Origin of the sequence: Chitinophaga jiangningensis, from assembly GCF_900142605.1 — a bacterium.
GTDB lineage: Bacteria > Bacteroidota > Bacteroidia > Chitinophagales > Chitinophagaceae > Chitinophaga > Chitinophaga jiangningensis.
Window position 1 is genome coordinate 1 of the sequence record NZ_FRBL01000006.1, and the last position, 25217, is coordinate 25217.

General features: G+C 46.8%; 18 protein-coding genes and 2 rRNA genes. 10 read left to right on the forward strand and 10 right to left on the reverse strand.

The features are described from left to right. Together rrf (BUB18_RS15530) and rrf (BUB18_RS15535) are read left to right on the forward strand one after the other, a co-directional pair. A 5S ribosomal RNA gene (rrf, locus tag BUB18_RS15530) occupies positions 1-90 on the forward strand; the annotation flags it as partial. A gap of 200 nt (positions 91-290) precedes the next feature. Continuing rightward, a 5S ribosomal RNA gene (rrf, locus tag BUB18_RS15535) occupies positions 291-402 on the forward strand. A gap of 605 nt (positions 403-1007) precedes the next feature. Here rrf (BUB18_RS15535) and BUB18_RS15540 read toward each other — a convergent pair. The 3 genes from BUB18_RS15540 to BUB18_RS15550 form a co-directional block, all read right to left on the reverse strand. Then, positions 1008-1814 (reverse strand): hypothetical protein, encoded by an 807-nt coding sequence (locus BUB18_RS15540; protein ID WP_073082802.1) that lies wholly within the window; start codon positions 1812-1814, stop codon positions 1008-1010. Between the two features lie 75 nt (positions 1815-1889). Continuing rightward, complete coding sequence (locus BUB18_RS15545; protein WP_073082805.1) at positions 1890-2912, reverse strand: LacI family DNA-binding transcriptional regulator; 1023 nt, start codon at positions 2910-2912, stop codon at positions 1890-1892. Between the two features lie 107 nt (positions 2913-3019). Continuing rightward, positions 3020-5575 carry a zinc-dependent metalloprotease gene (locus BUB18_RS15550; RefSeq protein WP_073082808.1) on the reverse strand — a complete coding sequence of 852 codons (2556 nt, stop codon included), beginning with the start codon at positions 5573-5575 and terminating at the stop codon, positions 3020-3022. A gap of 744 nt (positions 5576-6319) precedes the next feature. Between BUB18_RS15550 and BUB18_RS15555 the strand changes: the two genes are divergently transcribed. The 6 genes from BUB18_RS15555 (at position 6320) to BUB18_RS15580 (ending at position 11524) form a co-directional block, all read left to right on the forward strand. Then, the gene (locus tag BUB18_RS15555) at positions 6320-7174 is read left to right on the forward strand and encodes a MotA/TolQ/ExbB proton channel family protein (RefSeq protein ID WP_073082810.1); all 855 of its coding nucleotides are present in this window, start codon (positions 6320-6322) and stop codon (positions 7172-7174) included. Between the two features lie 69 nt (positions 7175-7243). Beyond that, the gene (locus BUB18_RS15560) at positions 7244-7903 is read left to right on the forward strand and encodes an ExbD/TolR family protein (protein WP_073082812.1); all 660 of its coding nucleotides are present in this window, start codon (positions 7244-7246) and stop codon (positions 7901-7903) included. Positions 7904-8005: 102 nt separating this feature from the next. Next, positions 8006-8596, forward strand: a complete 591-nt coding sequence (locus BUB18_RS15565; protein ID WP_073082815.1) for an ExbD/TolR family protein — start codon at positions 8006-8008, stop codon at positions 8594-8596. Positions 8597-8647: 51 nt separating this feature from the next. Continuing rightward, on the forward strand, positions 8648-9484 hold the full coding sequence (locus tag BUB18_RS15570) for an energy transducer TonB (protein WP_073082818.1): 837 nt from the start codon (positions 8648-8650) through the stop codon (positions 9482-9484). Positions 9485-9592: 108 nt separating this feature from the next. After that, positions 9593-10975 (forward strand): tRNA uridine-5-carboxymethylaminomethyl(34) synthesis GTPase MnmE, encoded by a 1383-nt coding sequence (gene mnmE, locus BUB18_RS15575; RefSeq protein WP_073082819.1) that lies wholly within the window; start codon positions 9593-9595, stop codon positions 10973-10975. A 153-nt stretch (positions 10976-11128) separates the two neighbouring features. Then, a complete protein-coding gene (locus tag BUB18_RS15580) occupies positions 11129-11524 on the forward strand; it encodes a DUF4259 domain-containing protein (protein WP_073082822.1) in 396 nt (131 codons plus the stop codon). Positions 11525-11546: 22 nt separating this feature from the next. Here BUB18_RS15580 and BUB18_RS15585 read toward each other — a convergent pair whose 3' ends face one another. Continuing rightward, entirely contained in the window at positions 11547-12419 is an 873-nt protein-coding gene (locus BUB18_RS15585) for an isocitrate lyase/PEP mutase family protein (RefSeq protein WP_073082825.1), read from the reverse strand. A 270-nt stretch (positions 12420-12689) separates the two neighbouring features. On the opposite strand from BUB18_RS15585, the gene BUB18_RS15590 reads away from it, so the two are divergent. Beyond that, on the forward strand, positions 12690-14600 hold the full coding sequence (locus BUB18_RS15590; RefSeq protein WP_073082826.1) for a tetratricopeptide repeat-containing sensor histidine kinase: 1911 nt from the start codon (positions 12690-12692) through the stop codon (positions 14598-14600). Between the two features lie 3 nt (positions 14601-14603). Continuing rightward, on the forward strand, positions 14604-15350 hold the full coding sequence (locus BUB18_RS15595) for a LytR/AlgR family response regulator transcription factor (RefSeq protein ID WP_073082829.1): 747 nt from the start codon (positions 14604-14606) through the stop codon (positions 15348-15350). 35 nt (positions 15351-15385) lie between these two features. Here the strand turns inward: BUB18_RS15595 and BUB18_RS15600 are convergent, their stop codons facing one another. The 6 genes from BUB18_RS15600 to BUB18_RS15625 form a co-directional block, all read right to left on the reverse strand. Beyond that, positions 15386-16339 carry a nucleotidyl transferase AbiEii/AbiGii toxin family protein gene (locus tag BUB18_RS15600; protein WP_073082831.1) on the reverse strand — a complete coding sequence of 318 codons (954 nt, stop codon included), beginning with the start codon at positions 16337-16339 and terminating at the stop codon, positions 15386-15388. Positions 16340-16349: 10 nt separating this feature from the next. Beyond that, entirely contained in the window at positions 16350-16949 is a 600-nt protein-coding gene (locus BUB18_RS15605; RefSeq protein ID WP_073082834.1) for a hypothetical protein, read from the reverse strand. A gap of 89 nt (positions 16950-17038) precedes the next feature. After that, on the reverse strand, positions 17039-20320 hold the full coding sequence (locus BUB18_RS15610) for a glycoside hydrolase family 38 C-terminal domain-containing protein (RefSeq protein ID WP_073082836.1): 3282 nt from the start codon (positions 20318-20320) through the stop codon (positions 17039-17041). Beyond that, a complete protein-coding gene (locus BUB18_RS15615; RefSeq protein ID WP_073082839.1) occupies positions 20317-21687 on the reverse strand; it encodes a sugar porter family MFS transporter in 1371 nt (456 codons plus the stop codon). Before BUB18_RS15615 ends, BUB18_RS15610 begins: the two co-directional genes overlap by 4 nt. An 18-nt stretch (positions 21688-21705) precedes the next feature. Then, complete coding sequence (locus BUB18_RS15620; RefSeq protein WP_073082842.1) at positions 21706-24291, reverse strand: ROK family protein; 2586 nt, start codon at positions 24289-24291, stop codon at positions 21706-21708. 21 nt (positions 24292-24312) lie between these two features. After that, the gene (locus tag BUB18_RS15625; RefSeq protein WP_073083805.1) at positions 24313-25053 is read right to left on the reverse strand and encodes a GntR family transcriptional regulator; all 741 of its coding nucleotides are present in this window, start codon (positions 25051-25053) and stop codon (positions 24313-24315) included. Positions 25054-25217: the final 164 nt, after the last annotated feature.

A 25217-nucleotide genomic window follows, 5' to 3' on the forward strand; every position in this document is an offset into this window, starting at 1 on the left:
TTCACCTCTTCCCATTCCGAACAGAGAAGTTAAGCCCCTTATGGCCGATGGTACTGCACCACAATGCGGGAGAGTAGGTAGCTGCCATATTTATTCAGAAAGCCTTAGTGATTCATTCACTAAGGCTTTTTTAATTTTATTCTATTGACTTAGCATGACACCTTCGGTGTCATGGGTTTTAGTTCCGCGCTCCGCGCGGCCGTTTTTGATACAGCTTTTCAGGTTTTATAATCTTGGACGGGATTAAAAAAGATAACAACGTGTAAGCGTTTACGATATAACAAAGATCTTATGGTGGTTTTGCCAAGGGTGTTCACCTCTTCCCATTCCGAACAGAGCAGTTAAGCCCCTTATGGCCGATGGTACTGCACCACAATGCGGGAGAGTAGGTAGCTGCCATATTTATTCAGAAAGCCTTAGTGATCATTCACTAAGGCTTTTTTCATTTTATTACATTGACTTAGCACGAGACTTTTGGTGTTAGTGGGTTGGGTTTCGCGCTTCGCGCGGGTGTTTTGGATACAGGGTTAGATGCCGCGTGGCATTGACTTAGCATGACACCTTCGGTGTTATTGGCGCGCGCATGGTGCGATTGTTTGAGATACGGCCTTTGAGGCCGTGTGGCCTGGAGGCTTTAGAAAAAGTTAACAACGTGTAAGCGATTCTGATAATGATCGGATTGATTTGCCTCACTCGTTTGGTACCATTTATGTGTGGGCCTGCGCTCAGCGCGGCAGATCGCGCTGGCGAACTAATGAAAATGATAGTGTATAGTCCGGAAAAAGCTGGTGACACCGCGTTACGCGTCTGCCGTAGCGGAGGGGGGCAGATGTGCCATGAGGCAATGAGGTACTACTATACTTTATGCATAGTGAAAATAATTTCTCCCTAAAAATTTATAGGGAGAGATATAACTTCAATGGATATACGGCGTTACGTGCATGATAATACGCACAAAAAAAACAGGCGCTGTATTAACGCCTGTTTTTCCTGGAAAAATAATATGACTAATGCCTGAAGGAATCGTACCATTTGGCGATGTTGATAGATGCGCCAAGGTTGAGATTAACAGGTTGAAAATAATCAGCGTAATAAGTGCCCGGTGAAGCATTCAAACAAGCTGCAGCAGCCAGTTGCATCTGAAACTTCACATATTTATAACCCACCCGGAAGGTGATAGCAGGCTCATAGAAAAGACGAGGTCTGTTACCGATCTGATAGAAAGTACTTGTATGTGTACTATCCGCACCACGGGCTAGGTTACCGGCTGTGAGACCATAAAAATTCACAACGGAAAAGCGGGTGCTGAATATTGCTTCCACCACCGGATGCACAATGCCGAAGCTGGGCTGGATGAAGCCCCTGGTGAATTTGGAACGCAACTGATAATCAGCCGTGTTGGCAGTGCCGTTCCCATTATCATAATAAGATCTGTCCAATGTATTGAAACCCCCTGTTCCAAAACCACCGTAAACATCAAATACAGCCCGTTTTTTGTTACCAAATGCCTTAAAGTAGCCAACACCTCCTTCAAACGCTCCACCGCGTACATTGCGATCGAAAACGTCATTATCATTATCTCCTCCCTCATTACCATAAAACGCATTGCGGTACACATACTGGCCGCTGGCCATCACCGCAATATTTTCACTTACGGCGAAAGCTGCCTGCAGGTTATTAGGGCCGATGTTGCCCTTGAATTCATGCTTTTCTTTAAGAGCCGGTGCGTTGACCGCCTGTGGTACATACACTGTTGTATGGCAGGCTGTTAAAAACAGCGCAGTACTAACAGCCAGCAATTTTAGGAACCTCATAAAGTTGTAGGATTATTTTAATATTAGACGGTTGATAAAATAAAATAGTTACATGATAATTTGGCTGGAAGTCTTTTACATACTGGATTCCCGCTGAATCAATTCTACAGGGAAAACATAATTCTTTGGTACTTTGATTCCTTCGTCCTGGTTAATCAGCTGGATGATGGTGCTGGCGGCCTTCTGGCCCATATTATAGCCCGACTGCTCGATAGTACTGAGCGAAGGGGAAATGATACGGGAGGAAAGGTCGTTCGAATAGCCAACTACTTTTATCTGGCCCGGCACGTCGATGCCCTGTTTTTTAGCTTCCTGGATGAAAGCGACAGCAGAGGAGTCGTTGGCGGTGAAAAGTCCGTCAGGCAGCACAGACTTGAAGAATATTTCGTGGGCAGCATTGGCGGCGGATTGCATGGTAAGGTCATGTACGTAAACCATACTTTCATCGAAAGGGATATCGTAGGCGGCTAAAGCGGCCTTGTATCCTGCAAGCCTTTGCTGATAGAGATTACAGGTTAGGATTCCTGAGAAATGAGCGATGCGTTTGCATCCCTGACGGATCAGATGTTCTGTGGCCAGGTAGCCGCCCTGGTAGTCGTCGCCCGTGATCGTGTAGCCGTTGAAGTCAGTAGGTACGCGGTCATAGAAAACGATGGGAATATTATTTTTTACAAAGGGATTAAAGTGATCCGTGTTGGTGGTAAACATGGAGGATACCGCCAGCAAACCATCCACGCGGAGGGAGTAGAATGTATGTACCAGTTCCTTTTCCATGGCCACAGTTTCATCGGATTGGCCGATCATAATGGAGAATCCATATTTATGTGCTTCATGCTGAATGCCGCTGATGGCGGTACTCTGGAAGTACATGGAGGTACGTGGTACGATCAGACCGATAATATTGGAGCGCTTTTTACGTAAGCTGGAAGCGATCCAATTGGGTACATAACCCATTTCGGTAGCCATTTCCTGCACTTTCAGCCTGGTTTCCTCGTTGATCAACGGGTTGTTTTGCAACGCGCGGGAAACGGTAGATGCAGAAAGGCCCAGTTTCTGGGCGATGTCGTATATGGTGACTTTATTAGTGCGATCTTTCACTTTTGAGGCTTGGTAGTTTAAAATTCGCGCTATATTAAGCAATTATCCTTAAATAAAAAGCCTCTCCTTTGTGGGAGAGGCTTTTCGCATAATTAACAGCCAGCTAATTATTTATTATCGATTGTTTTAGAGATAGATGCAATAAGATCCTGGTAGTGACCACGGGTGATCGCATCGCCGGATGCTGCTGCAGCGCGCAGTTCTGTTCTCAGGGAGCTGAGTGCAGCGCGGGCTACTGAAGTAGCGTCGGACAGGCGTACGCTGCCGGATGGAGTGCCTGGAGCCTGTGAAGGAGCAGGAGCGAGGAAACCGCTCAGTTTTTCTACGTACAAGCGTTGCAGGTTTCTCTTGTAGATATCCACATTCTGGTGAGTGGCCAGTTCGGAGAAGATGGTTTTCTTCACGTCGCTGATCATTTCAGCAGGGAGATAAGCGTTTGCGCCGAGAGAGGCTTCGCCGCCCAGCATGCTGCCAAAGATATTTGGCGAGAAGAGGCGGGTGAGCACCTGGCTCTGTACGGAGTAGATAACGCTTGCACCGTCGTCGCCGGTTTTGCTGAAGATATCCTGGCTGAGTATCCATTTAGGTGTGGTAAACAGCTGCTGGTTGAGGAAGGTAATCGCTTCTTTCTGAGTGGCTTTGTTTACGAATTCCACTACAGGGCCTGCCTGCTCTACAGTTTTAGGAGTGGTATAGATACCGCCGACATTTTTGGCTACGTGGCCCATGTAGCGGCCATACTGGCCTACCAGTTCCTTATAGATGCTTTTCAGATCGCTGTAGTCTTCATTGGAAGTTCTGGTCCAGGCGATCATATTAGGCATGATGCGCTGCAGGTTTTTGATACCGTACATGCTGGCTTTCATGGCGTTGTCGCCCAGATCTTCGTTCTGGCAGCGAGGATCGAAAGGATCGGATTCGGTACCGAACCAGAATTTCTTATCCTTCAGTTTTTCGATGGTGATTTTATTAAGGGCCGCTTTTTCTGCTTCCGGAGAGTTGAATTCAGGACGCAGGCGGTAGCCCCATTCGATGGCCCATTTATCGTAGTAGTTGATACGTGGGTAGAGATCAGCGCCGGAGATACCGTCGCCAGGCTGTGCTACGTAGTTGAAACGGGCGTAGTCCATGATGGATGCGGCGTGGCCGTTTTGTTTAACCCATTCTTTATCACGCAGTTTTTCAACAGGATAAGTAGAGCTGGAGCCGAAGTTGTGGCGCAGACCGAGGGTATGGCCCACTTCGTGAGAGGATACGAATCTGATGAGTTCACCCATGAGTTCATCGCTGAACTGCATGCTGCGTGCGCGTGCGTCGTTAGGGGAAGCCTGGATGAAGTACCAGTTACGGAGCAGTTGCATTACGTTATGGTACCAGTTGATGTGGCTTTCCAGGATTTCACCGGTGCGGGGATCATGGATATGCGGACCGCTGGCGTTAGGAATGGTGGATGGTTTGTACACGATTGCGGAGAAGCGTGCATCATCGATGGACCAGGTAGAATCTTCTTCTTTGGTAGGCGCCATTTTAGCGATGATTGCGTTTTTGAAACCAGCGGCTTCAAAGGCGGACTGCCAGTCGTTTACACCCTGGATGAGGTATTTACGCCATTTCTGTGGCGTGGCGGGGTCTATATAAAACACGATTGGTTTCTGTGGTTCTACCAGTTCACCGCGCTTATATTTCTCCATGTCTTCCGGTTTTGGTTCGAGTCTCCAGCGGGTGATCATGGTGAGTCTTTTCACGCCTTGCGGATCTGCGTCGAAGTCGGTGGTACTGGTGGTAAAGTAACCTACGCGCGGATCGAAGTAGCGGGACTGCATAGGTACTTTAGGCAGCAGTACGAAGGAGCTGTTCAGTTCCACGGTTGCGTTGCCGCCTGGTACCGGTGGCATACCAGGGTATGGAGATGCAGGTGCTTTTGCGTATGTTTTTACGGTTCTGATCTCTGTGTTCATCGGGAAAGATTTGACATCTACCACGTATGATTTGTCAGGTTGGTAACCTGCGAGTTTCAGGTTGGATTTCATACCCTGGTCGAAGAACAGGATATCGTTATCACCGTTGATGTATTCGGTAAGGTCGATGATGGAACCTTTATTGTTTTTAGAGAATGCCTTTACGTCGAATGCGGCTACAATTGGTTGGAGGTTGGAGCCCATTACGGACGAGAACATAGGTTGGGTAGAATCTTTGGAGGTCTCGGAGTAGGAGATGTTTTTGAGGAAGATTCTGTTGTTTGGACCTTTTTCGAAGCGTACTACGTTTTCGTTGATAAGGTCACCGCCGAAACCGGACATACCAGCGCGGAGGCCGGCGGCGGATTTGGAGAGGCGGTTAACGATAAGGATATCGCGACCGATGAGGGAGTCAGCGATTTCGAAGAAGTATCTGTCTTCGTGTTTATAGATGTTGATGAGTCCAGTATCGGCTTTCGCTTGTGGGTTGATGATTTCGGCGAAAGGTTTAGGTCCTTGTTTAGGGCCTGGTTTCATCATTGGTCCGTTAGGCTTTGCGGTGGTGTCTTTAGCGTTGGCGGAGGTATTGGCAGCAGGTGTGGGAGCGGACTTTTTTTTCTGGGCGATAGCGGGGGAGGCTACGGTTCCCAGGGAGAGTGCTCCAGCCAGTGCCAACACGAGTTTGTGTTGATAAGCTTTGTTCATTTATCAGTTGGTTTTTAGAATTGTAATCACTTTTTTGAAAAGTGATGTGCAAGTAAGTATATAAAGTCTTAACTTAATAGGAAATTCCACGAGCGCTAAAAAAGGAGATAAGAATGGGAAAAAATGGGTGTTGGGAGATTTTTAGCGTTAGGACATTAGTTGCCGAGGCAACTTTTTTTATGTAAGTATAAATTATTATAGTATATTTTATGCTAATATAGTGATTTCACGTTAGTGGACAGGTTTGACCGCGGTGGTGTTGCATTTGGGCGGACGCAGCTTATAAATATTAGAATTTTGTCATTGAAATGGAGAAGATTACTGCTCAAAGTGAGTACTGGCGCGGAAAGGAATAAATAATTATTCTTGCAAGAATATTGTTGGAACATTTGAAAATTTTCTTAAATTGTGCGTCCAACTTTGAAAAAAATCAATCCATTTCAAAATTAGGGACAGTGATTGGTCAGGGGACTGGCTTCGTAAAATATTGGTTTATTTGCTGATTATAAGTGTTTGCTCAAATTCAAAAAAGGGATAGGATGTGCGCTGGGCGTACATTTTAGTGTGGTTGTTAATTTTTGTGGGATTTTTTGAGCTGCACTTGTTTTTTTGAGCCAACCTTATAACTTTGCGAATCGCTAAATAAAGTTTAAATTGAGTGCTATTGAGCATTACAGACAAAACAGTAATTCATAACTTCTAACAAACAATAGTTTAATTTTTAACACTAAAATTTCAATCAACATGGCTGAGACTAAAACAACTGTGACTGCAGCTACTGCTAAGGCGTCTTCCCATCAACCTAAAAAGTCATCCAACTTATTTGCAACGTTGGCTGTACCTATCTGCCTGGTAATTGGTTTTGTAATCTTTTACTTTGTACTGGGTAATCCTGCGAACTTTGAAGGTAACAATCCAGATGGTCACCCAATTGCAGACGGCGTTGGTCACTGGTTTGCAACTGTTTACAAGGGCGGTTTTGTAGTACCTATTCTGATTTCTGTATTGCTGATTTGTCTGACTTTCGTAATTGAGCGTTTCCTGTATCTGTCAAAAGCTAAAGGTAAATTCTCTGGTTCTGAGCTGGTACGCAAAGTACAGTATCACCTGGCTAACAAAAACGTAGATGCAGCTCTGGCTGAGTGCGACAAACAGAAAGGTTCTGTGGGTAACGTACTGAAAGCTGGTCTGAAAAAATACAAAGAAATGATCACCAACACTGAGTTGGATACAGATCAGAAGATTCTGACTATCAAAAATGAAATCGAAGAGACTACTGCGCTGGAACTGCCAATGATGGAGAAAAACCTGGTGTTCCTGTCTACTATCGCATCAGTAGCAACCCTCCTGGGTCTGTTCGGTACAGTATTGGGTATGATCAAGGCGTTCTCCGCGATGTCAAACGCAGGTGCTCCTGATTCTTCTCAGCTGGCGTTAGGTATCTCTGAGGCGTTGATCAACACTGCACTGGGTATCGGTACTTCTGCTATCGCTATCATCATGTACAACTACTTCACTACTAACATCGATAGCATCACTTACGCTATTGACGAGTCTGGCTTTACTTTAACTCAAAGCTTTGCTGCTAACCACAAATAATCTGCGGATTATTGTATGGAATTTCAGCGGTTTTGAATCTTATTAAAGTAAACCATAAAAAAAGTAAAGATGCCTAAAGTTAAAATGCCAAGGAAAAGCACGTCTGTAGATATGACAGCGATGTGTGATGTGGCTTTTCTGCTCTTAACTTTCTTTATGCTGGCGACTAAGTTCAAACCAGACGAGCCGGTAACAGTAGTTACACCGTCCTCTATCAACACTACTCTTTTACCAGATTCTGATGTACTGTTATTTACAGTAGATAAGGACGGTAGAGTGTTCTTTAGCATGGATGGCCAGCCTAAAAGAAGAAAACTGATCGAAGATTTGAACACGCAGTTCAAGCTGGGTCTGGACGATAAAGAAGTACAGAATTTTGTGGTGGGTGCCAGCGTTGGTACGCCTATTAAAAATCTGAAACAGTATTTATCTGAAACTCCTGAACAGCGTAAGCATTCAGGATTGGATACGGGTATTCCGACTGACTCAGCAAACAATGAGTTGGCTACCTGGATTGAGTACGGTATGGCTGCACAAGGCGGTAACTTCAACAAACTGAAGTACTGTATTAAAGCAGATAATGCCACTCCTTATCCAAAAATCAAGGAGATCCTGGACACCTTCAAGAAGAAGCATATCCAGAAACTGAACCTGGTTACTAATCTGGAAGCACCTCCTCCGGGCACAGCAGCTTACGAGGAAATGCAGACCGGCGGTAAAAAAGACTAATCGGGAGCAGTTTACAAAGTAAAAGGCAGCATGCGACCGCTGGACGGCGCTACTCCCTGACCTGGGAGGCTGCTGATTTCAAAACCAAAAAAGCTTACTACTATGGCAGAAATGGATACCAGTAGTGGTGGTGGAAAAGGTAAGAAGCACGGTGGTACGAAATCCAAGAAACATTCTACCCGTGTGGATATGACACCGATGGTGGATTTGGGATTTCTCCTGATTACCTTTTTCATGCTGACAACTACCATGTCCAAGCCCAAAACAATGGACTTGATCATGCCAAAAGATACTGAGAATGAGAAAGAGCAGAACAAAGTAAAAGAAAGTACTGCTTTGACCATCCTTCTCGGAAAAGATAACAGAGTATATTACTACGAAGGTTTAGCACAAGATCCTAATGCATCTGCTAACCCTGATTTCTTCCACGCAACAACCTTTGCTAACAAAGGAGGAATCAGAGATGAGATCATTAAGAAAAGAGATGAAGTTGCTAAAACAAGGAATGCAAAAGGAGAACCAGAAGACGTGGTAGTGATTATAAAGGCAGACGATGATGCCACTTATAAGAACTTCGTGGATATCCTGGACGAAATGGCTATCAACCGTATTCAGCGTTATGCTACTGTTGATATCTCCGATCAGGATAAACAATGGATTAAGCAGACTGAATCTGCTAACGGCGCGCAATAGTCGTCTTTATGGAATAACTAATTTTTTTGCATCCATCATAAAACATTAACAATGGATTCTGCTAAAGTCTTAAAGTCCGATTTTCTTGACATCCTGTTTGACGGCAGGAATAAAGATTATGGGGCTTATGAACTGAGAAGACAGTATAACAAGCGTGTGAGGAACGCCATCATTGGTACCTCATCCCTGTTCATTCTGCTTCTTGGTGGCTACCTGGTTTCAAACTGGGTAAAGGCTTCTGAGGACGATGGGCCTAAGAAGCCAGTAATACAGGAAATTAAGATGGAAGATGTGAAGATTCCGGATGATCCGAAAACTCCACCTCCTCCTCCACCTCCTCCGGCACCGCCACCACCGGTTAAGCCGTCAGTACAGTTTACTCCTCCTGTAATTAAAAAAGATGCTGAGGTACCACCTGAAGAGGAACCTCCAAAGCATGAGGATATTAAAGACAAATCCATCAGCACCAAAACTGTAGAAGGTGATCCGAACGGTATCGATGCGGGTCTGCTGGAAGACAGTAAAGGTACAGGTGTGGTAGAAGCGCCTCCAGCTCCTGCGAAAGAAGAGATCTTCACCTTCGTAGAACAGCCACCAACCTTCCCGGGCGGTGAAGAAGCGCTGAACAAATACCTGAATAAAAACATCCGTTACCCACGCGTTGCGCAGGAAAACGGTATCTCCGGTACTGTATTCGTACAGTTCGTGGTAGATTCTGATGGTAATATCAAAGATGTTAAAACAGTAGGCGCTGCAAAAGGTGGCGGTCTGGAAGAAGAAGCGATCCGCGTGGTAAAATCCATGCCTAAATGGAAGCCTGGTAAACAAAACGGTCGCCAGGTATCCGTTCAGTTCAACCTTCCTATCCGCTTTACACTGCAAGAGTAGTACTGTAAGGATACTTGATAAAGAATCCCCGTTCTCACCTGAGGACGGGGATTTTTGCATTATACACTTATTAGTACCTTTGCATCTTCATAATTAACATCGGTACGTATGCTGGGGAAACTTTCTGGATTTGATGATACTATTGTAGCTGTTGCCACCGCGCCTGGCCTGGGCGCCATTGCGGTGATCCGCCTCAGCGGCAGCAAGGCTTTTGATATTACCAACGCCCTCTTCAAAGGGAAGAATCTATTACTGCAGCCCAGTCATACAATCCACTTCGGCAGCATTGTTTCCGAAGGCACGGTGATCGACGAGGTAGTCGTGAGTCTGTACAAAGGCCCGCGCTCCTACACCGGAGAAGACGTGATCGAAATCTCCTGCCACGGATCACCCTATATCCAGCAACAAATCATTGATGCCACCACCAAAGCCGGTGCCCGGCTTGCCAAGCCCGGTGAGTTTACCCAACGCGCCTTTCTCAACGGGAAACTGGACCTTACCCAGGCGGAATCCGTTGCTGACCTGATCGCCAGCAACTCCGCAGCTTCCCACCAAACAGCCATGCAGCAAATGCGCGGTGGATTCTCCAAAGAACTGCACCATCTAAGGGACCAGCTCATCACCTTTTCTGCCCTAATAGAACTGGAACTGGATTTTAGTCAGGAAGACGTGGAATTTGCCGATCGTACCCGCCTGTATGAGCTGATATCTTCCTCCACTACTACTATCCGCCACCTGATTGACTCCTTCCGTATGGGGAATGTGATCAAAAACGGCGTAAATACCGCTATTGTGGGCAAACCTAATGCGGGTAAGTCAACACTCCTTAACACACTTTTGAACGAAAACAGGGCCATCGTAAGCGATATTGCGGGCACTACCCGCGATACCATTGAAGAGGTGCTGAACATAGAAGGCATCCTTTTCCGGCTGATTGATACCGCCGGTATCCGCGAAAGCAACGATACCATCGAAAGCATAGGCGTACAGAAAACGCTGGAGAAAATCAAAGAAGCAGGGGTGGTAGTTTACCTTTTCGATGCCAATGAGATGACCCTGGAAGAACTACGCCAGCAGGTAGCTTCTTTTGAGGCAGACAATATTAATTTCCTGTTGGTAGGCAACAAAACTGACATTGCAGGAGAGGCCGCTATTCGCGCCAAATTCTCCGAAATTCCGGGTATTTTGTTCATTTCTGCGAAAAATCACGACCATGTGAATGACCTGAAAGCTGCCCTCGTTGAAAAAGTGATGTCCGGAGATATTAATACGGAAGATACTATTGTGACCAATGCACGTCACCATTCAGCCTTACAGGAAGTACTCAAATCCCTATTTGACGTGAAAGGAGGAATGGATAATGGCCTGCCGGGTGATTTGCTGGCCCTGGATATCCGCAGAGCGCTGCATTTCCTTGGGGAGATTACCGGAGAGGTGACGAATGAGGACAGGCTGGATTATATATTTAGTAAGTTTTGTATCGGGAAGTAATCATGTCTCCTTTAGTTAGCTTTTCTTCCCTTTATTGCTATAGTAGCGGTTTGCAGTAGGTATAATTTGGACCGGAAGACTAAAAAAAATTAATAAATCAAAGAAATAACATTAGCCTTTGCTTACGTATATTACTTGCCTAAATTTTAAAAAATGGGAACCTGGAATGAAGGAAGTTTCGGAAATGACGAAGCTGGCGATTGGATCATTGATTTAAGTGAAACTCCAACACTTGAATTTATAAAAGCAACTCTACAGGCATCGATAGATAACCCTAATAATGTAGATTTTAACTTGACAGCAGTAGCCGCCGCAGAAGTAATATGCATTCTGGAGGGGAAAATACCAGCCGATTATCATGAGGTTTCTCATAATTTAGCGCCGGTAATTGAAATATTAAAACAGCAGCAAATCTCTAGTGAGCTAAAAAAATTGGCAATTAGGTGTATAATTATGATCGCCGCCGATTCAGAATTGAAAGAATGCTGGGAGGAGGATGAGGAGTGGGAAATCGAAATCAATAGTTTAATGCATCGCTTGAGCAATTAACTATTCGGGACTATTATAGTGTTTAGTCTTTTCCCATCCCTATAGCCATCTTATAAGCCATCGTAGTTTCGCTCACCGGCGTCATTGCATCCAGCAGCACATTACTTGTTCCCTGCGTCACTATTTCATCTGCTACTTTTTTAATCAACGCCAGCGTGGCTTTCATCAGGCTTGATCCCATACTTAACCTCGCAACACCCATGTCTTGTAATTCGCGTACGGACGGTGGTACACCTGCTCCAATAGTAGGATTAGACAGAATATTTATGGGTGCATTTATTTCCTTCACCAAAGTAGCAATCATGTCTTTTTCCCACACCGGCTGAACAAATATGCAATCTGCGCCGGCTTCCCGGTACTTGTTTCCACGCCTGATAGATTCTGCCAGTTTCTCTTTGGGAGAGGCTGTGGAAGTGTAAAAGGCATCTGTTCTGGCGTTTATTACCAGGTGAAAGCCCAGTGAATCAGATAATGAACGTATAGCCGCTATCCGTTCACAAAATTCGTTTTCATCTATTAATGTTGGGCTTAGGCTGATACTGTCTTCAATGTTGATCCCTGCAATGCCGGTTGCTATTACCTTCTTCACGGAGGTAATGATCTCCTCTAAATTGTTACCGTATCCCGCTTCAATATCTACTGTTACCGGCGCTTGTACTGCATTCACAATGCCAGTAATGATGGCCAGCATCTCTGATAACTGCATCACCTGACAATCAGGGTATCCTAAAGATGCCGCCATGCCCATGCTGGTGGTGGCTATGGCATCGTAGCCGCAGGCTTCAATGAGTTTGGAACTACCAATGTCCCATGAGTTTAGGAGTACTAGGATTTTTTCATCATGGTGGAGCTGCAGGAACTTTTCGGCTTTTTGTTTTTGGATATCGGAAACCATGCTGCGGAAATTTTTAATGAGAGATAAAAAGCAGCCTGGGGCGAAGGCAGCTTTTAGAATATTAAGTTAAGTGAAATAATCTCAATATTTAGTAGGGTATCATTAAACTTTGCCTTACCTGGTGTATCCCGGTTAAGTTAACCCGGACGAATATATACCCAACTCCCCCGAATATTAATCCGCATCTCGCACATTCAATTGCAAATGCTACATTTAAATGTAATTTCCCTGACCTCCGGGTTGAAGCGGAAGTATATAAATTCATTGCGAATGGCCGTCAGATCACTCATTGCTTACATAGGACTCATTATAATATGCCTTGGCGTGGCATGTAATAACCATCAGCCGGCCCCTCAGGCTAAGGCACCATCCAGGCCGGATACAGTACGAGATTATTTACCGCTGGTACTGGCAATGGATACCTTGACTGCTGCCGGCGTTAAAAAGGAAGTAGCTCTGCAGGATAGCCTGCTGCGATACCTGGGCGACAGCACCCCTAACCCGTGGTACCATTACTTCAGAGGGCGGCAACTGGTGTATCAAAAGCATCGCGACAGCGCCGTAGCCGAATTTTCTAAGATGCAGGGTAACCATGCGGATGATGAAATTGAGTTACTGAGGAGATATAGTATTCTCGAGCAGGGCATTAGCGGCGGTGTGACTGTGGATGCGGCCATCATGAACCAGATACTTAACGGCATGAAAACGGCCGAGAGAGTGCGCAGCCAACAAACTTACCGTTACTACGACCTGATGGCCAGAGCCTATTACCAGAATCAGAATGTGAATGAGTCGCTGGAATATGCAGAACGTTATTATAAGAGTCACCCGTTTAAATCTCACCCGGTGGTGATGCAGCGTCATTACGATATTTCCTTCCTGCTGGCCTCCAGGCTGAACGATTTCGACAAAATGATGTTCTATAACGCGCAGGCACGTACGCTGGCGCACCGTATCAAGGATAGCATGGCCATTGCCCGTACCTATGATAATGAATCGCAGATATATGTGCGGCAGGGGCAAAACGACAAAGCGCTGGCTGCCAGCCGTGCCTATATTGAATACCTGCAGGAAAACAACAGCATAACAGACATTGCTTATAACAATTTGGCCACCACGTTCATGCATAATAACATGCTGGATTCCGCGATACACTACTACCAGGAAGCAATTGAAGCTGGCCGTAAGAACCCGGATGGCAAGCAGAACTCCGTATATTTTAAAGGACTGATAAAGGCTTACCGGTTGAAAGGTGACTACAGGAAAGCGCTGCAGGTGGCCGAGGCTACCTATGATATTGAGATTAATACGCTAAGAGAAATTGAAGCAGTGCGTTTTGCGGAGATTCACGAGAAGTATGAAACAGAGAAAAAAGACCGTAACATCGCCGAGCTGAGTAATCGTAATCTCCTGAATGAAAAAATTATAAAACAACAAAAATGGACGCTGATACTGGCTTTTGTGGTATTCCTGGCAGTCCTTTCCATCTTTTATTTTATACAGCGCCAGTATCGCCTGGAAGGTAAAAACCGGCTCCTGCAATCTGAAAACCAGCGACTGATCATGGAGCAAAAGCTATTGCAGGTACAATTGAATCCACATTTTATTTTCAATTCCATCGCTAACCTGCAAAGCCTGGTGGCATCCGGGGATACAAAAGATTCCGTGCGCTACCTGTCTGCCTTCTCCGGCCTGTTGCGCAACATCCTGGAACAAAGCCGGAAGGACTTCATTGGCCTGGATGAGGAAATTACCACGCTGAGTAATTATCTGCAATTGCAGCAAATGCGCTTTTACGGACTGTTTGATTATAAAATAGCAACCGATGAAAACATCTATCCGGAAAATATCCTGATTCCACCTATGCTGATACAGCCTTTCGTGGAAAATGCCATCGAACATGGTTTCAGAAATATCGATTATAAAGGTATCTTAACCATTGTTTTTAAAGGTGAAAACGAGCAGCTAAATATCATTGTGGAAGACAATGGCAATGGTATCGGCAGTAAGGAGCCTGGTGAGCAAAAGAAGCAGTCATTAGCCAGTGTCATCCTGAAAGAGCGGCTGGATGTGCTTTTTAAGTCACAGGGCCAGGAAGCATATTATCATATCGAGGATAAAAAAGACCAGAACGGACGCGGGGTGAAAGTGACCATCGTGATTCCCCAAATAAAAGATTAAAACATGAAGCTCTATATTCTTGAAGACGAAATACGCATTATGCAACACCTGCTGCAGATAGTGCAGGATATATCTTATGTAGAAGTGGTAGGCAAGGCCGCAGAAATTGCTAAGGCGGCTAAGGAAATTCCGGTCTTAAAGCCGGACATCATCCTGGCGGACATCCGCCTCAAGGACGGCGACAGCTTCCGTCTGTTTCACGAAATCGGCACCGGCGATTTTCAGGTGATATTCCTGACAGCCTATGATCAATACGCCATACAGGCGCTGAACATGGGCGCTTTCGGCTACCTGCTCAAGCCTATAGACGAAGTAGCGCTGGCGGCCATGCTCAACAAATGCTACCATCACCGGCAGCAGGAGCAAATGGACCGACAGCAGCTGGAAATAGCCCGTCAGCATTACGCTTCCCAGGGGGCAGGCGGCGTAAAGCGACTGGCGCTCAAAAGGGTAGAATACATGGAAATCGTATCCGTAGAAGATATCATGTATTGCAAAAGCGATAAGGGTTACACTACCTTTTACCTGAAGGACAAACGTGAGATGCTGGTGTCAAAAGGGTTGATTGAGTACGAGAGTATTCTGATTCCGTCCGGGTTCATCCGGTGTCATCAGTCCTATTTAGTCAACTTTCAGTATGTGAAAAAATATTACCGGGAAGGCATTTTGCAGATGCAGAATGATGAGCAGATCCCGGTTTCGAGCAGAAAGAAGGAGGAGGTGTTGAAGTATTTGGAGAATATATCGTAATCATAAGCAAGAAGGTAAAAGAGGGTTATCCTCTTTTACCTTCTTGTAAAAATGTGATACCATTTTTTTATTGGTGGCTGGATCGTTACGGTTCCAATATACTTTTCGCAATTTTCTTCCGTAAATCCTGCTGTAGCAAGAGCATCATAAAAAGGTACTAAAAAATCTTCCACCTCTTCCGGCAAGTCGTTCACCGTGGTGATTGAAGCAGCATACCCCTGCCAATGAGCATCTTTACCGTTTGTTCGCTGACCATGCCGCCATTGGTTCCATTCCTGCTCCATTCCAAAACTTGTGAATAACGGACCCGCATTTCGGGTTAATAAATGTCTGAGCAACTTAATGTCATCCCAGCCCTTCATACATTCTGCTACCAGTGCCTCCATTGTTTGCTGCCAGACATCCGGTGTGAATCCCGGATGTTGCAATATTTCAGTAAGGTCAAAGATATCCTTAAACCGTGGCCTTACCAGTGTTTGATGCAGTTTCCAGGATACCTGAAGCGCAAGAGGCACTGTATACGGGATAAGGAACGGTTCACCCTTGAGTGGTACATACGTCATTGGGATGGGAGACACAGGAATATCCAGATTCAGAGATATATCCATGTTATGGATAAAGGTCTCGGTATTATTGATTGTACAGGATAAATCGGTATTTACAGTTGGAAAATCCTCCGACATGGCATAATCAATCATACGCCAGAAACGGTTTTGACTGAAGCTTTGAAATTCGACCCCGTCATATACAATTGCTTCCGTTGCTTTTATCATCAATTCACTGAGTACCGACTCCATTTGATGCTGGTCTTGAACCGGGTGAATGTACACCCAGTCCAGATCAGCGGGCGAGCGTAGTTCCGGATCTCTGAAATATTGTCGGGTAATAAAGCTGCCCTTCAGGAGCAGTGGGAGTTCCGCTGAGGCAACTCTTCTGATAAATGCTTCATAAGCAAGCATTTGCAAATATTCTTCGCGGGTTCTTTTCATAGTATAAGCGTTATGCCAGCCAGCCGCTGTCGAGTGAAATATTATTATCGTAAATGCAATATTCAGCTTGTTGTTTCAGTACTTCCCGGCTATGATCTGCTAAATCCTGAATAAGTTGGTGAATACGTGTATGGAACAAGTTTATATCCCCAAATTCGCGGAGGGTGATGAACCTTATACCGCCACTATCTTTAAGGGCATTAGCGGATAAATGAACCTGGTGAAGTTGGCAGAGGCGCAGCAACTGCGGAATTTTGTTATAGAGGACTTTACCGTGCCATTCAAAATAAGGTGTATGGTCCGGTACTAGATCGGGATACTGCTCAGCACAATAATCCGGTATTTCAATTTTAATACGGGTAGGCGTGTAACCGCCAGACTGTAGGTGTGATGCCAGTTCAAATGCAGTAGAGATAGCAATCTTTGAAGAATCAAGTGAATAAGTTTTTGTGAGCATTGGTTGTTGCAAATGCTCACCACGGGACAGCTCTATCACGATAGGTTTAGCATCCGCCTCAAAACAGTGGGACACAAAATCGTTTAACCGTTCTTGTGAAAGTGGTGCAATGGTAATATGCATTTCATAAGGTATAGCATGCTTGGGTGTCATTAAATTTTGGTTGTGATGTGGTTAAATATACTATAAAAAAAGGGAGCCGAAGCATACCTGCTACGGCTCCCTTAAACAGGTGTATTTTTTTACTTACTCACAATCACCTCCTTCACACCCATCCCCGGTAAATCTACCTCCATATCCTTCCCGGTAAAACTGCCCCATACAAACCGGCCCTGCTGGCGGCTTGACTCAGGGTTGAACAGTCGTACCTGGTAACGATTATTATCAAGTGGCGTTACGCTTGTGATGATAATATGCGTATTTGATATCCGGAATAAATTTTCAGGGAGATGTAAATCTTTCCGGGCAGGGAAAGCTAACAGTGGCTGGGTAAATGCTGCTGCGGCCTGTTCCTGCGCTGTTGCGGTGTTACCTGTATGCGGCCGCAGTGCATAGCTGTAGCTGCTTTTGCCATCCTGATCGGCTTTATAGTTGGTATGCCAGTAGTTATTCATAATGTAATTGAACCAGGTGGCGGTAGGCGTACCGGTTTTCCGCCATTCTTTATGACTTTGGTCTATCACCTTTCTTTCATCAATCATTTGCTGCGGCTCTACCATTGGTGTTTCCAGCAGCATCCACTGGATACCGCGATCGTTGTTGGAAACATCCAGCCAGCGGCGACCAAACAGGAAGTCCATATTGGAGCCTGGCAGCTGATCATCGAGATACCGTAAGGTCCCATAGCCTGCGTCCAGAGTGGTTTTGGGATTGCTGATATTAAATGGGAAACCAAAATGCACCGCTTCTTTTTCACGTACGGGTTTTTTATCCACGATATTCTCTATCAACGCTTCACCAGCATCTGCATACAAAGTAATTTTTTTGTTGATGCTATTGGCGCCGGGAGCATTGCCGGTTAAGCTGATTGTAGTTACTACCGGGCCGTTTTCCAGTACCTGTGCGGTAATGCCACTATTGGATTCCGCTTTGGCCGGGTCCATACCAGGCACGTACCAGTAGCTGTTGAGGCCCTGGTTGCCGAAAGTGCCGGCATAGTTATACTGGTCTTTTGCACTTAAACTGGTGATGCTTCCTGTGTTGGCATCCCATGAAACAGTGATGATGCCGTTGGAAATCGTGTTACCAGATTGCTTAAAGACAGATGTTGCTTTCACCGGTTTGTCGGATACTTCATACACCGCGGTGCCCAATGGTGGTACCTCGCGGGCCATGAACACGTATTCGCCCGACTGCAATTGCTGCAGCGGCCAGGCTTTGCCTTTGCTGTCGATCACTGATTTACCAGGAACTTTTATTTTCACCATGCCCGTACGTGCCCACGATAAGGTGTTGACTACCGCAATGCGTTTGGAGTTATTATCCGTAAACGACTTAAGCAGCGCAGATTCCAGCTGGCCGGTAATGCTGTCGGCATCCAGCATAAACTGTTTTTTGATGCGCCACTGGCCGGTAACGAATGGGACGTCGGGTTGACTGATACTGTTATGTGCACCCCAGGTATGTTCATGAAACATAATTACGTTGGTCCATGCCCGGTAGAAGTCCTGCTGCGGGAAAGTGCCGGGCTGCAATACAGCCCATGCATTGGTGAGCTGTTGCAGGCGCAGACTGTTCACCCGGTTTTTACCGGATTCGGCAGCGGTAGACGCGGCACCGTCTTCCCAGTAAGGGGTAATATCTCCCTTCACTACTGGCAATTGTTTACCGTAGCGGTCTTCGAAGGTTTTAAATAATTTATCTACGGTATTTAGTACCAGTTTGGGAGATTGATATTTTTCGTTCCACTCCATTACAAACCTGGATATGGCGGTGTCGATAGGGCCGTTGTCGGCCACAATATTGTAACGCCATTGTACGATATCGTAGGGATATTTTTTCGCATCGAGTTCCCGGAGGTAGGTGGCTATTTTTTGAGGGCCGCGATCAAATACGCCGCCTGGGGCAGTTCCATGCCAGGATGAATAGCCTTTGCCGCCTGTCCAGAGCAGGATTTTCTCTTCGCCTGAAGGGGACGCCCACCATACGGGCTTATCGCCCCAGGTGCGTACGAAATGGCCTACGCGGTCGCCCAGGTAGGGGTGATTTTCTCCCAGGTAATTAGGACCGCTGGAGAAATATTTAACGCCGCCATGTGCCAGTGCCGTAACGGTAGTCCAGGTATAACCCGGCACATCGGAGATCATGGCGCTGGGGATTTGCAGGCCATATTCTTTTTTCAGCTGGTTGGCGTAGTCGGTGTAGTGGAAGAGCTCTTCCGGCAAACTAAGACCGGTTAAGATGTTTGCGTACAGGGCAGAAAGGCAGATGCTGCCTTCTTTCACCGCTTTGATGAAAGCTGCCTTCTTTTCCGGGCTGGCCTGCAGCATATAGTTTTCCACTGCCCAGAGCGATTCTATATTCCATTTAAAGCGCGCCTCTACCGGATAGTTGCGTGTGGCTGCTATCATTTGCAGGGCATCATCGATATTTTTCAGGTGGATTTTCAAAACTTCCGGCTGCATATGGGAATAGCCGATGTCCGTATGGGAGTGGTGGATCAGGTCCAGTTCGCGGTAGGTAACAGGGAGGAGCGTTACAAATTTATCCGCCACCACTTTTTTACCGTTACTCACTACAATGTGTACACTGTCTTTTTGTTTCACAGCTGTTACCGGAATATCGAAGCGATTGATGCCATCTTTAATATTATAGGTAGCTACCTGTAGGTTGTTCACCTTTACCTGCAGGGTTTCAGGTGTGCCAAAATGCAGTGCTGTTAAGGCAATCGGCTGTTTACCACCTTTGAGGAGGAAGGGCTGCGGGAGCAGGTCTACCTTTTCCTGGAAGGCAAATTTGAAGGTCATGAACCAATCGTTGCTTTGCTGCGCCTGTCCGGTGATGCGCAGTGTAACCGGTTTACCTGGCGTAGTAACGCTAACGGGTATACGCAGGAACATCAGGCCATGTGCGTCGCTTGCACCGTCGCGGGCGGTTTGCTGGAACACGATCCTGCTGCTGTCTGCCGCGGCATACGACCATACGGGCGACTGATTGCCCGGCAGGGTGGTAAAGGTGAGCGTTTTACGGTTGTTGACATACAGGTCAAAGTTTCGTGGGCCGCTGCTGGTACCGGTGGAATGGCCGGCGACCCAGCTGAAGTAAACGTACTGGCCTTTGCTGTTTGCCGGCACTTTACCGGTTTGCCATTCGATGGTTTTGTTACCATCGGTGGTACGTGTAAGCAATGCCGTAGTGGCATAGTCAGGAAATGCAGAATAGTACTGGATATTTTCGCCTGAAATTTCTTTTTCGTAGCCATTGATCCAGTTGATGGTTCCGAAGTAAGGAACGGTTTTCTGTGCGGAGGTTTGCATGCATAACCCCAGTACAGCAGCGGTTATGCCCGTAATTATTTTTTTCATTTTGATGCAGGATTAATCGTGAGCGAAATTTCTTCCAGTGTTTTTCCTTTTGTTTCGAAGAGATTTTTTCTGGCGAACAGATACGATACAACGCAGCAGCCGGCAAATATGAAGAAGGTGGCGCCTATACCTATCTGATCCCGAAGGATGGGAAATAACAGATTAACGATCCAGTCGGACACCCACATGGTAAGGATACAGATGGACAGTGCCGTACCTCTAACATGCGTGGGGAATATTTCCGTGGCAATTACAAATTTGAGTGGCCCCAGAGAAAATGCAAAGAATAGCAGGAAGAGGCTGATGCAGGCCAGCATCCACCATCCGGTAATATTGTTCAGGAAGCACAATCCGGTTAAGGACAATGCGATGGCTGCGCAGATAGAACCGGTTAAATACAGCGGTCGCCTGCCGAGGGAGTCTACTTTCCAGATGGCGATGAACGTAAAGATCATATTGGCGGCGCCGAGTATTACCTGGTATAATAGGGCTTCGTTGGTGATGATACCGGCTTCTTTCAGGATGGTAGGTCCATAGTAGATCACTGCATTGATGCCGCTGAACTGGGATAGTGCTGTGAGCACTGTTGCCAGTATTAACAATTTCAGCAGTGGCGATTTCCATAGTTCGCTGCTGCTGCCGGTGGTATTTGAAATAGCTTTAATGCTGGCTAGTTCTTCTTTGGCAAGCTGTTCACCATTCATTTTTGTGAGGATGGAAAGGGCTTCTGTATCGCGACCGTAGCGTGCCAGCCAGCGTGGACTTTCCGGCACGATGGTCAGCAGTAGAAAGAATGCTGCGGCAGGAATTACGCCGACGAGGAACATGCCTCGCCATACCTCTGTTACAAACAACCATCCCAGGAGCCCTTCCGGTGAATGACCGGCGGAATAGCGTTGGAGAAACAGGTTGCTGACGTAAGCGCAGAGGATACCTATGGTGATGGCGAGTTGATAGAACGTAACCAGTCGCCCGCGGGATTTGGCCGGTGCCAGCTCGGAGATATACAGTGGAGAGATGTTGGAGGCCACGCCCACGCCCATTCCTGCCATTATCCTGAAGGCGATCATCAGCGGGTAAGCATTGGAGAAAGAGAAGCATGCCGCACTTACCAGGAAGAGGATGGCGGCGATGAACAATACTTTCTTTCTACCGATTTTATCGCTGAGGTAGCCGGAGAAGGCTACGCCTGCGATGCAGCCCAGGAGGGCGCAGGATACAAACCATCCTTCCTGCGAGGAGGACAGTGCAAACTGCGTTCTTACAGGATCGATGATGCCACTCACCACTGCCATATCAAACCCGAAGAGGAAGCCTCCGAGGGCGGCGATGAGGGTGACGAGTGTAGTGAAAGAATTTTTTTTCATAACGGTAGCTATTTGCAGTTAGCAATGTGTGTGTTTAACGTAGGCTACTACCAGGTAGGCTGTTCCTTCGCCGCTGTAGTGGCACTGGTATTCTTTAGCGCCGGCGGGTATCACGAATGTTTCCGCGTATTGGAAAGTTTGCGTGGTGCCGCCTGCGGAAACGCTGATCTGTGAACCTTCTACGAGCATACATATGTGGCACTGATCATCGCAGGGGATGGTGAGTGTTCCGGTAAATTCGTACCTGTCGGCCGTATAAAAATGTTCTTCATGCGTGGGCAGTTTTACCTTGCGGCCATTAGGGAAGCTCGCTTCCGTGTATTGGTGCGAGATTAACTTCTCCCTGACATAATCACCTTTACGATCGAAATAGAGATTGTCGAAGGCACGTTCCAGGTGGATGGGCCTTGGTTTGCCGTCCAGGCCAAGTCGTTGCCAGTCGTACATTTTAAACGTGAATATGTAGGGCGTACTACTGATTTCCAGCACCAGGTTGTTTTTACCTGAGGCATGGACGGTGCCGTTAGGAATCAGGAACAGGTCATGTTTGTTGGCTTTAAACTCCTGCACGTATTTTTTGATATCCACCTGTTGCCCTGTTTGAACGGCCTTTTCGAGGGTATCACGGAATACGGCAGGGTTAATATCTCCCTGGAAACCCAGGTAAACCACTGCATCCGATTCACAATCGAGGATATAGTATGTTTCGTCCTGTGTGAACGGTTCGCCAAAGTGTTGCTGCGTGTAGGCAGGCCGCGGGTGGCATTGAATGGAGAGGTTGCCGCCGTCGTAGGTATCGAGGAAGTCGAACCGGATTGGGAAGGCGGTACCAAATCTTTCTGCTGCGTGGCCCAGCAGGAGTTTGTTATTGTGATAGGCGAGGAAGTCGAATGAAATTTCGAGGAGATAGTTATTGCCGCTGAGGACAATCCCGTTTTCCGGGGAAATCAGTTCGAATGACCATGCGTAATTAATTTCTTCCTGGTTAAGACCGGGGATATGTTTTTTCATCCAGTTGCCTCCCCATACGCCGGCTTCGAACCATGGCCTTGCCCGGAAGCCGGTGTGGAGCATGGTTTCGAGGGCAGTTCGGAGGATGTCGCCGGTGGTGAAGGTGATGGTATCAGGCCGTTGTGCATCTACGATAATATCGATGGCTGGCAGCAGGGCTGCTTTATGCTTATTGAGTATAGGCCAGTCGATGAAGTAGAGGCGTTTGTAAGTGGCTTCCGTGGTACCGAAGTTAGTGACACTGCCGGCGCGCATGCGGTATTGAATTTCGTTTTTAGGCACATCGAGGTATACGAGTTTTCCAGGGATGTGCGACAGTGCCGCGCCGGTACCGTAGATGATGTTTATGCCTTCGAAAGCGTCCGGATGCAGGAGTGCCAGCTGTTGAGGGTCAAAGAACTCGCGCAGTGAACCGGGGTATACTTTTCCAAACACCGGATCATTGTTATAAATATAGTCGCTGACGAGGCGGTTGATATGTTCAGTTGTATGCGTACATACGTTCACGTTATACCAGCGTACCTGCTTGCCAGCTGCAGTAAATGCCCCATGGAGTTTTTCCCGGAAGGTTTCCCAGATGACGCCTCCGAAGCCATCGATGATGATGTTTTTTTCGTTGGCCAGCGTTTGTGCCAGCTGCTGAAATCCTTCCTGGATCGGTTGTTGGATATGATAGGAAGGGAATACGTTGTATTCGTTGCTTACCTTATTGGTTGTAACAGGTAGCAGCGGTTGCGTCGTTTTCCTGGTTTCGTTTGCTGTAGGAGAGGCAGGTGTCAGGTTGGCGGCGCCACGTAGTATAACCGTTTCCGTATCCTCGCAGATGTGTATGTCCGTAGTGACAAGCTGTTTCAGTGCTGGCAGGAATAGTGGCCATGCTTTGGCGATATTGCCACCGATTACCAGCTGCTGGCAGTTAAATTTACGGACCCATGGAAGGAGGAATGTGCCCAGGTTTTGTCCGAATTTTTGGAAGATGGTGGTGGCAGCTTCGGGATAGGCTGCCGTCATTTCCCGCACGCTGGTGCCGGATATGCCGGTGGTTTGTTCAAACTGTTGAAGCAGCCAGCGGGTGGAGAAGTAGTCGTCCGCAGTGCTGTTGAGGAATGGTTCCTTATAAAATGCGCCGATGGCGGGGATATCTTCGTGGCTGGTGACCAGTTTACCATTTTCCAGGAAGGCAGAGCCGAAGCCGGTGCCGAGCGTGAGTGCTATGGTGCGGCCATTGTACGTGTGTGCGATGCCGTTAGCAAAGCAGTGAGCATCGTTGGCAAAGGTGATAGGTGTATGGGTGATGTCCTGCAAGGCCTGTTTGATATGCAGGCCAAAGAGGTGGTTGAACTTATTACCGATATTAACGGCACAGATGCCGTTTTGATAGTCGAATGGGCCGGGAAATGCGATGCCGATACCGGAGACTGCTGGTTGCAGCAGTGGCTGGATGCAGTCGGCGATGGTATGGATGATATCCGTTGCCGGCATATCGGGGCTGATCTGTTTTCGGATAGTGTTGACGGGAGTGTCACCGTCCGTGAATACGGCTGCTGTAACATGGCTCCCGCCTACATCTATTCCTATTTTTCTATTGTTCATTGTGCTAAGCTGTTTACTGTTCTAGATAGGTCGTTTAATTTCTATGCTGTAGGTGAAAGCATCGCTGCGGTAGTAGCATATGTTGAACTCGATGGGTTTTCTGCCGGCATCGAGTACGAGTCGCTTACGTTCCAGCACAGGTGCGCCGGGTTCGATTTTGAGCCAGGCAGCTATTTTTTCTGTGGCGGCGATGGCGCGTATTTCTTCCTGTGAGTATACTGGTACTACGTGGAATTCTTCGTCCAGCAGCTCGTACAGTGGCTTTTTGAAGTTCTCACTACCGGTGAGGCCTACACGGGGGTGGAAGTAGGATCTGAAATACACCATCGGGTTGCGGCCGGTGCTGCGTATACGTTCCAGTGATACTACTTTGGTACCGTGTGGTATGCCGAGTCTTTCTTCTGTTTCCTTATCTGCTTTCATGAGGTCTACGGCATGTTTAATGTCTTTAAACGGGGTGCCTTTATCTTCCATTTCATGGGAGAAGGAGAGCCAGTTGGCGAGGTCGGTTGTTATTTTCTTCTTGCGAACGGTGGTGCCGCTGCGTTTTTTTCTTTCGAGGAGGCCATCGCGTACGAGGTTGGAAATGGCCTGGCGAAGGGTATTTCTGGATATGCCCCATCTTTTGGCGAGGTCGGTTTCTTTTGGAAATGCATCGCCTACGCGAAAGTGGTTATCGCTGATGAGTTTACGCAGCTGATCTTCCGCCTGTTGGTGGAGGGGGATTTTGCTGTCGTGATCCAGGAGTGGTATATTGTTCATATGTTCAAACATATTGAAAGTTGTGGAAAGGGCAAAAAAAATGTTGGGGAGGGTTTTGTTATGCAGATGTTAATGATTCTGGTTTGAGAACTGTATGTAATAAATTTATATTATTCCTGTGAAGGAAAATAATTGACAAAGGCTAGCTCCAATAGAATGAAATT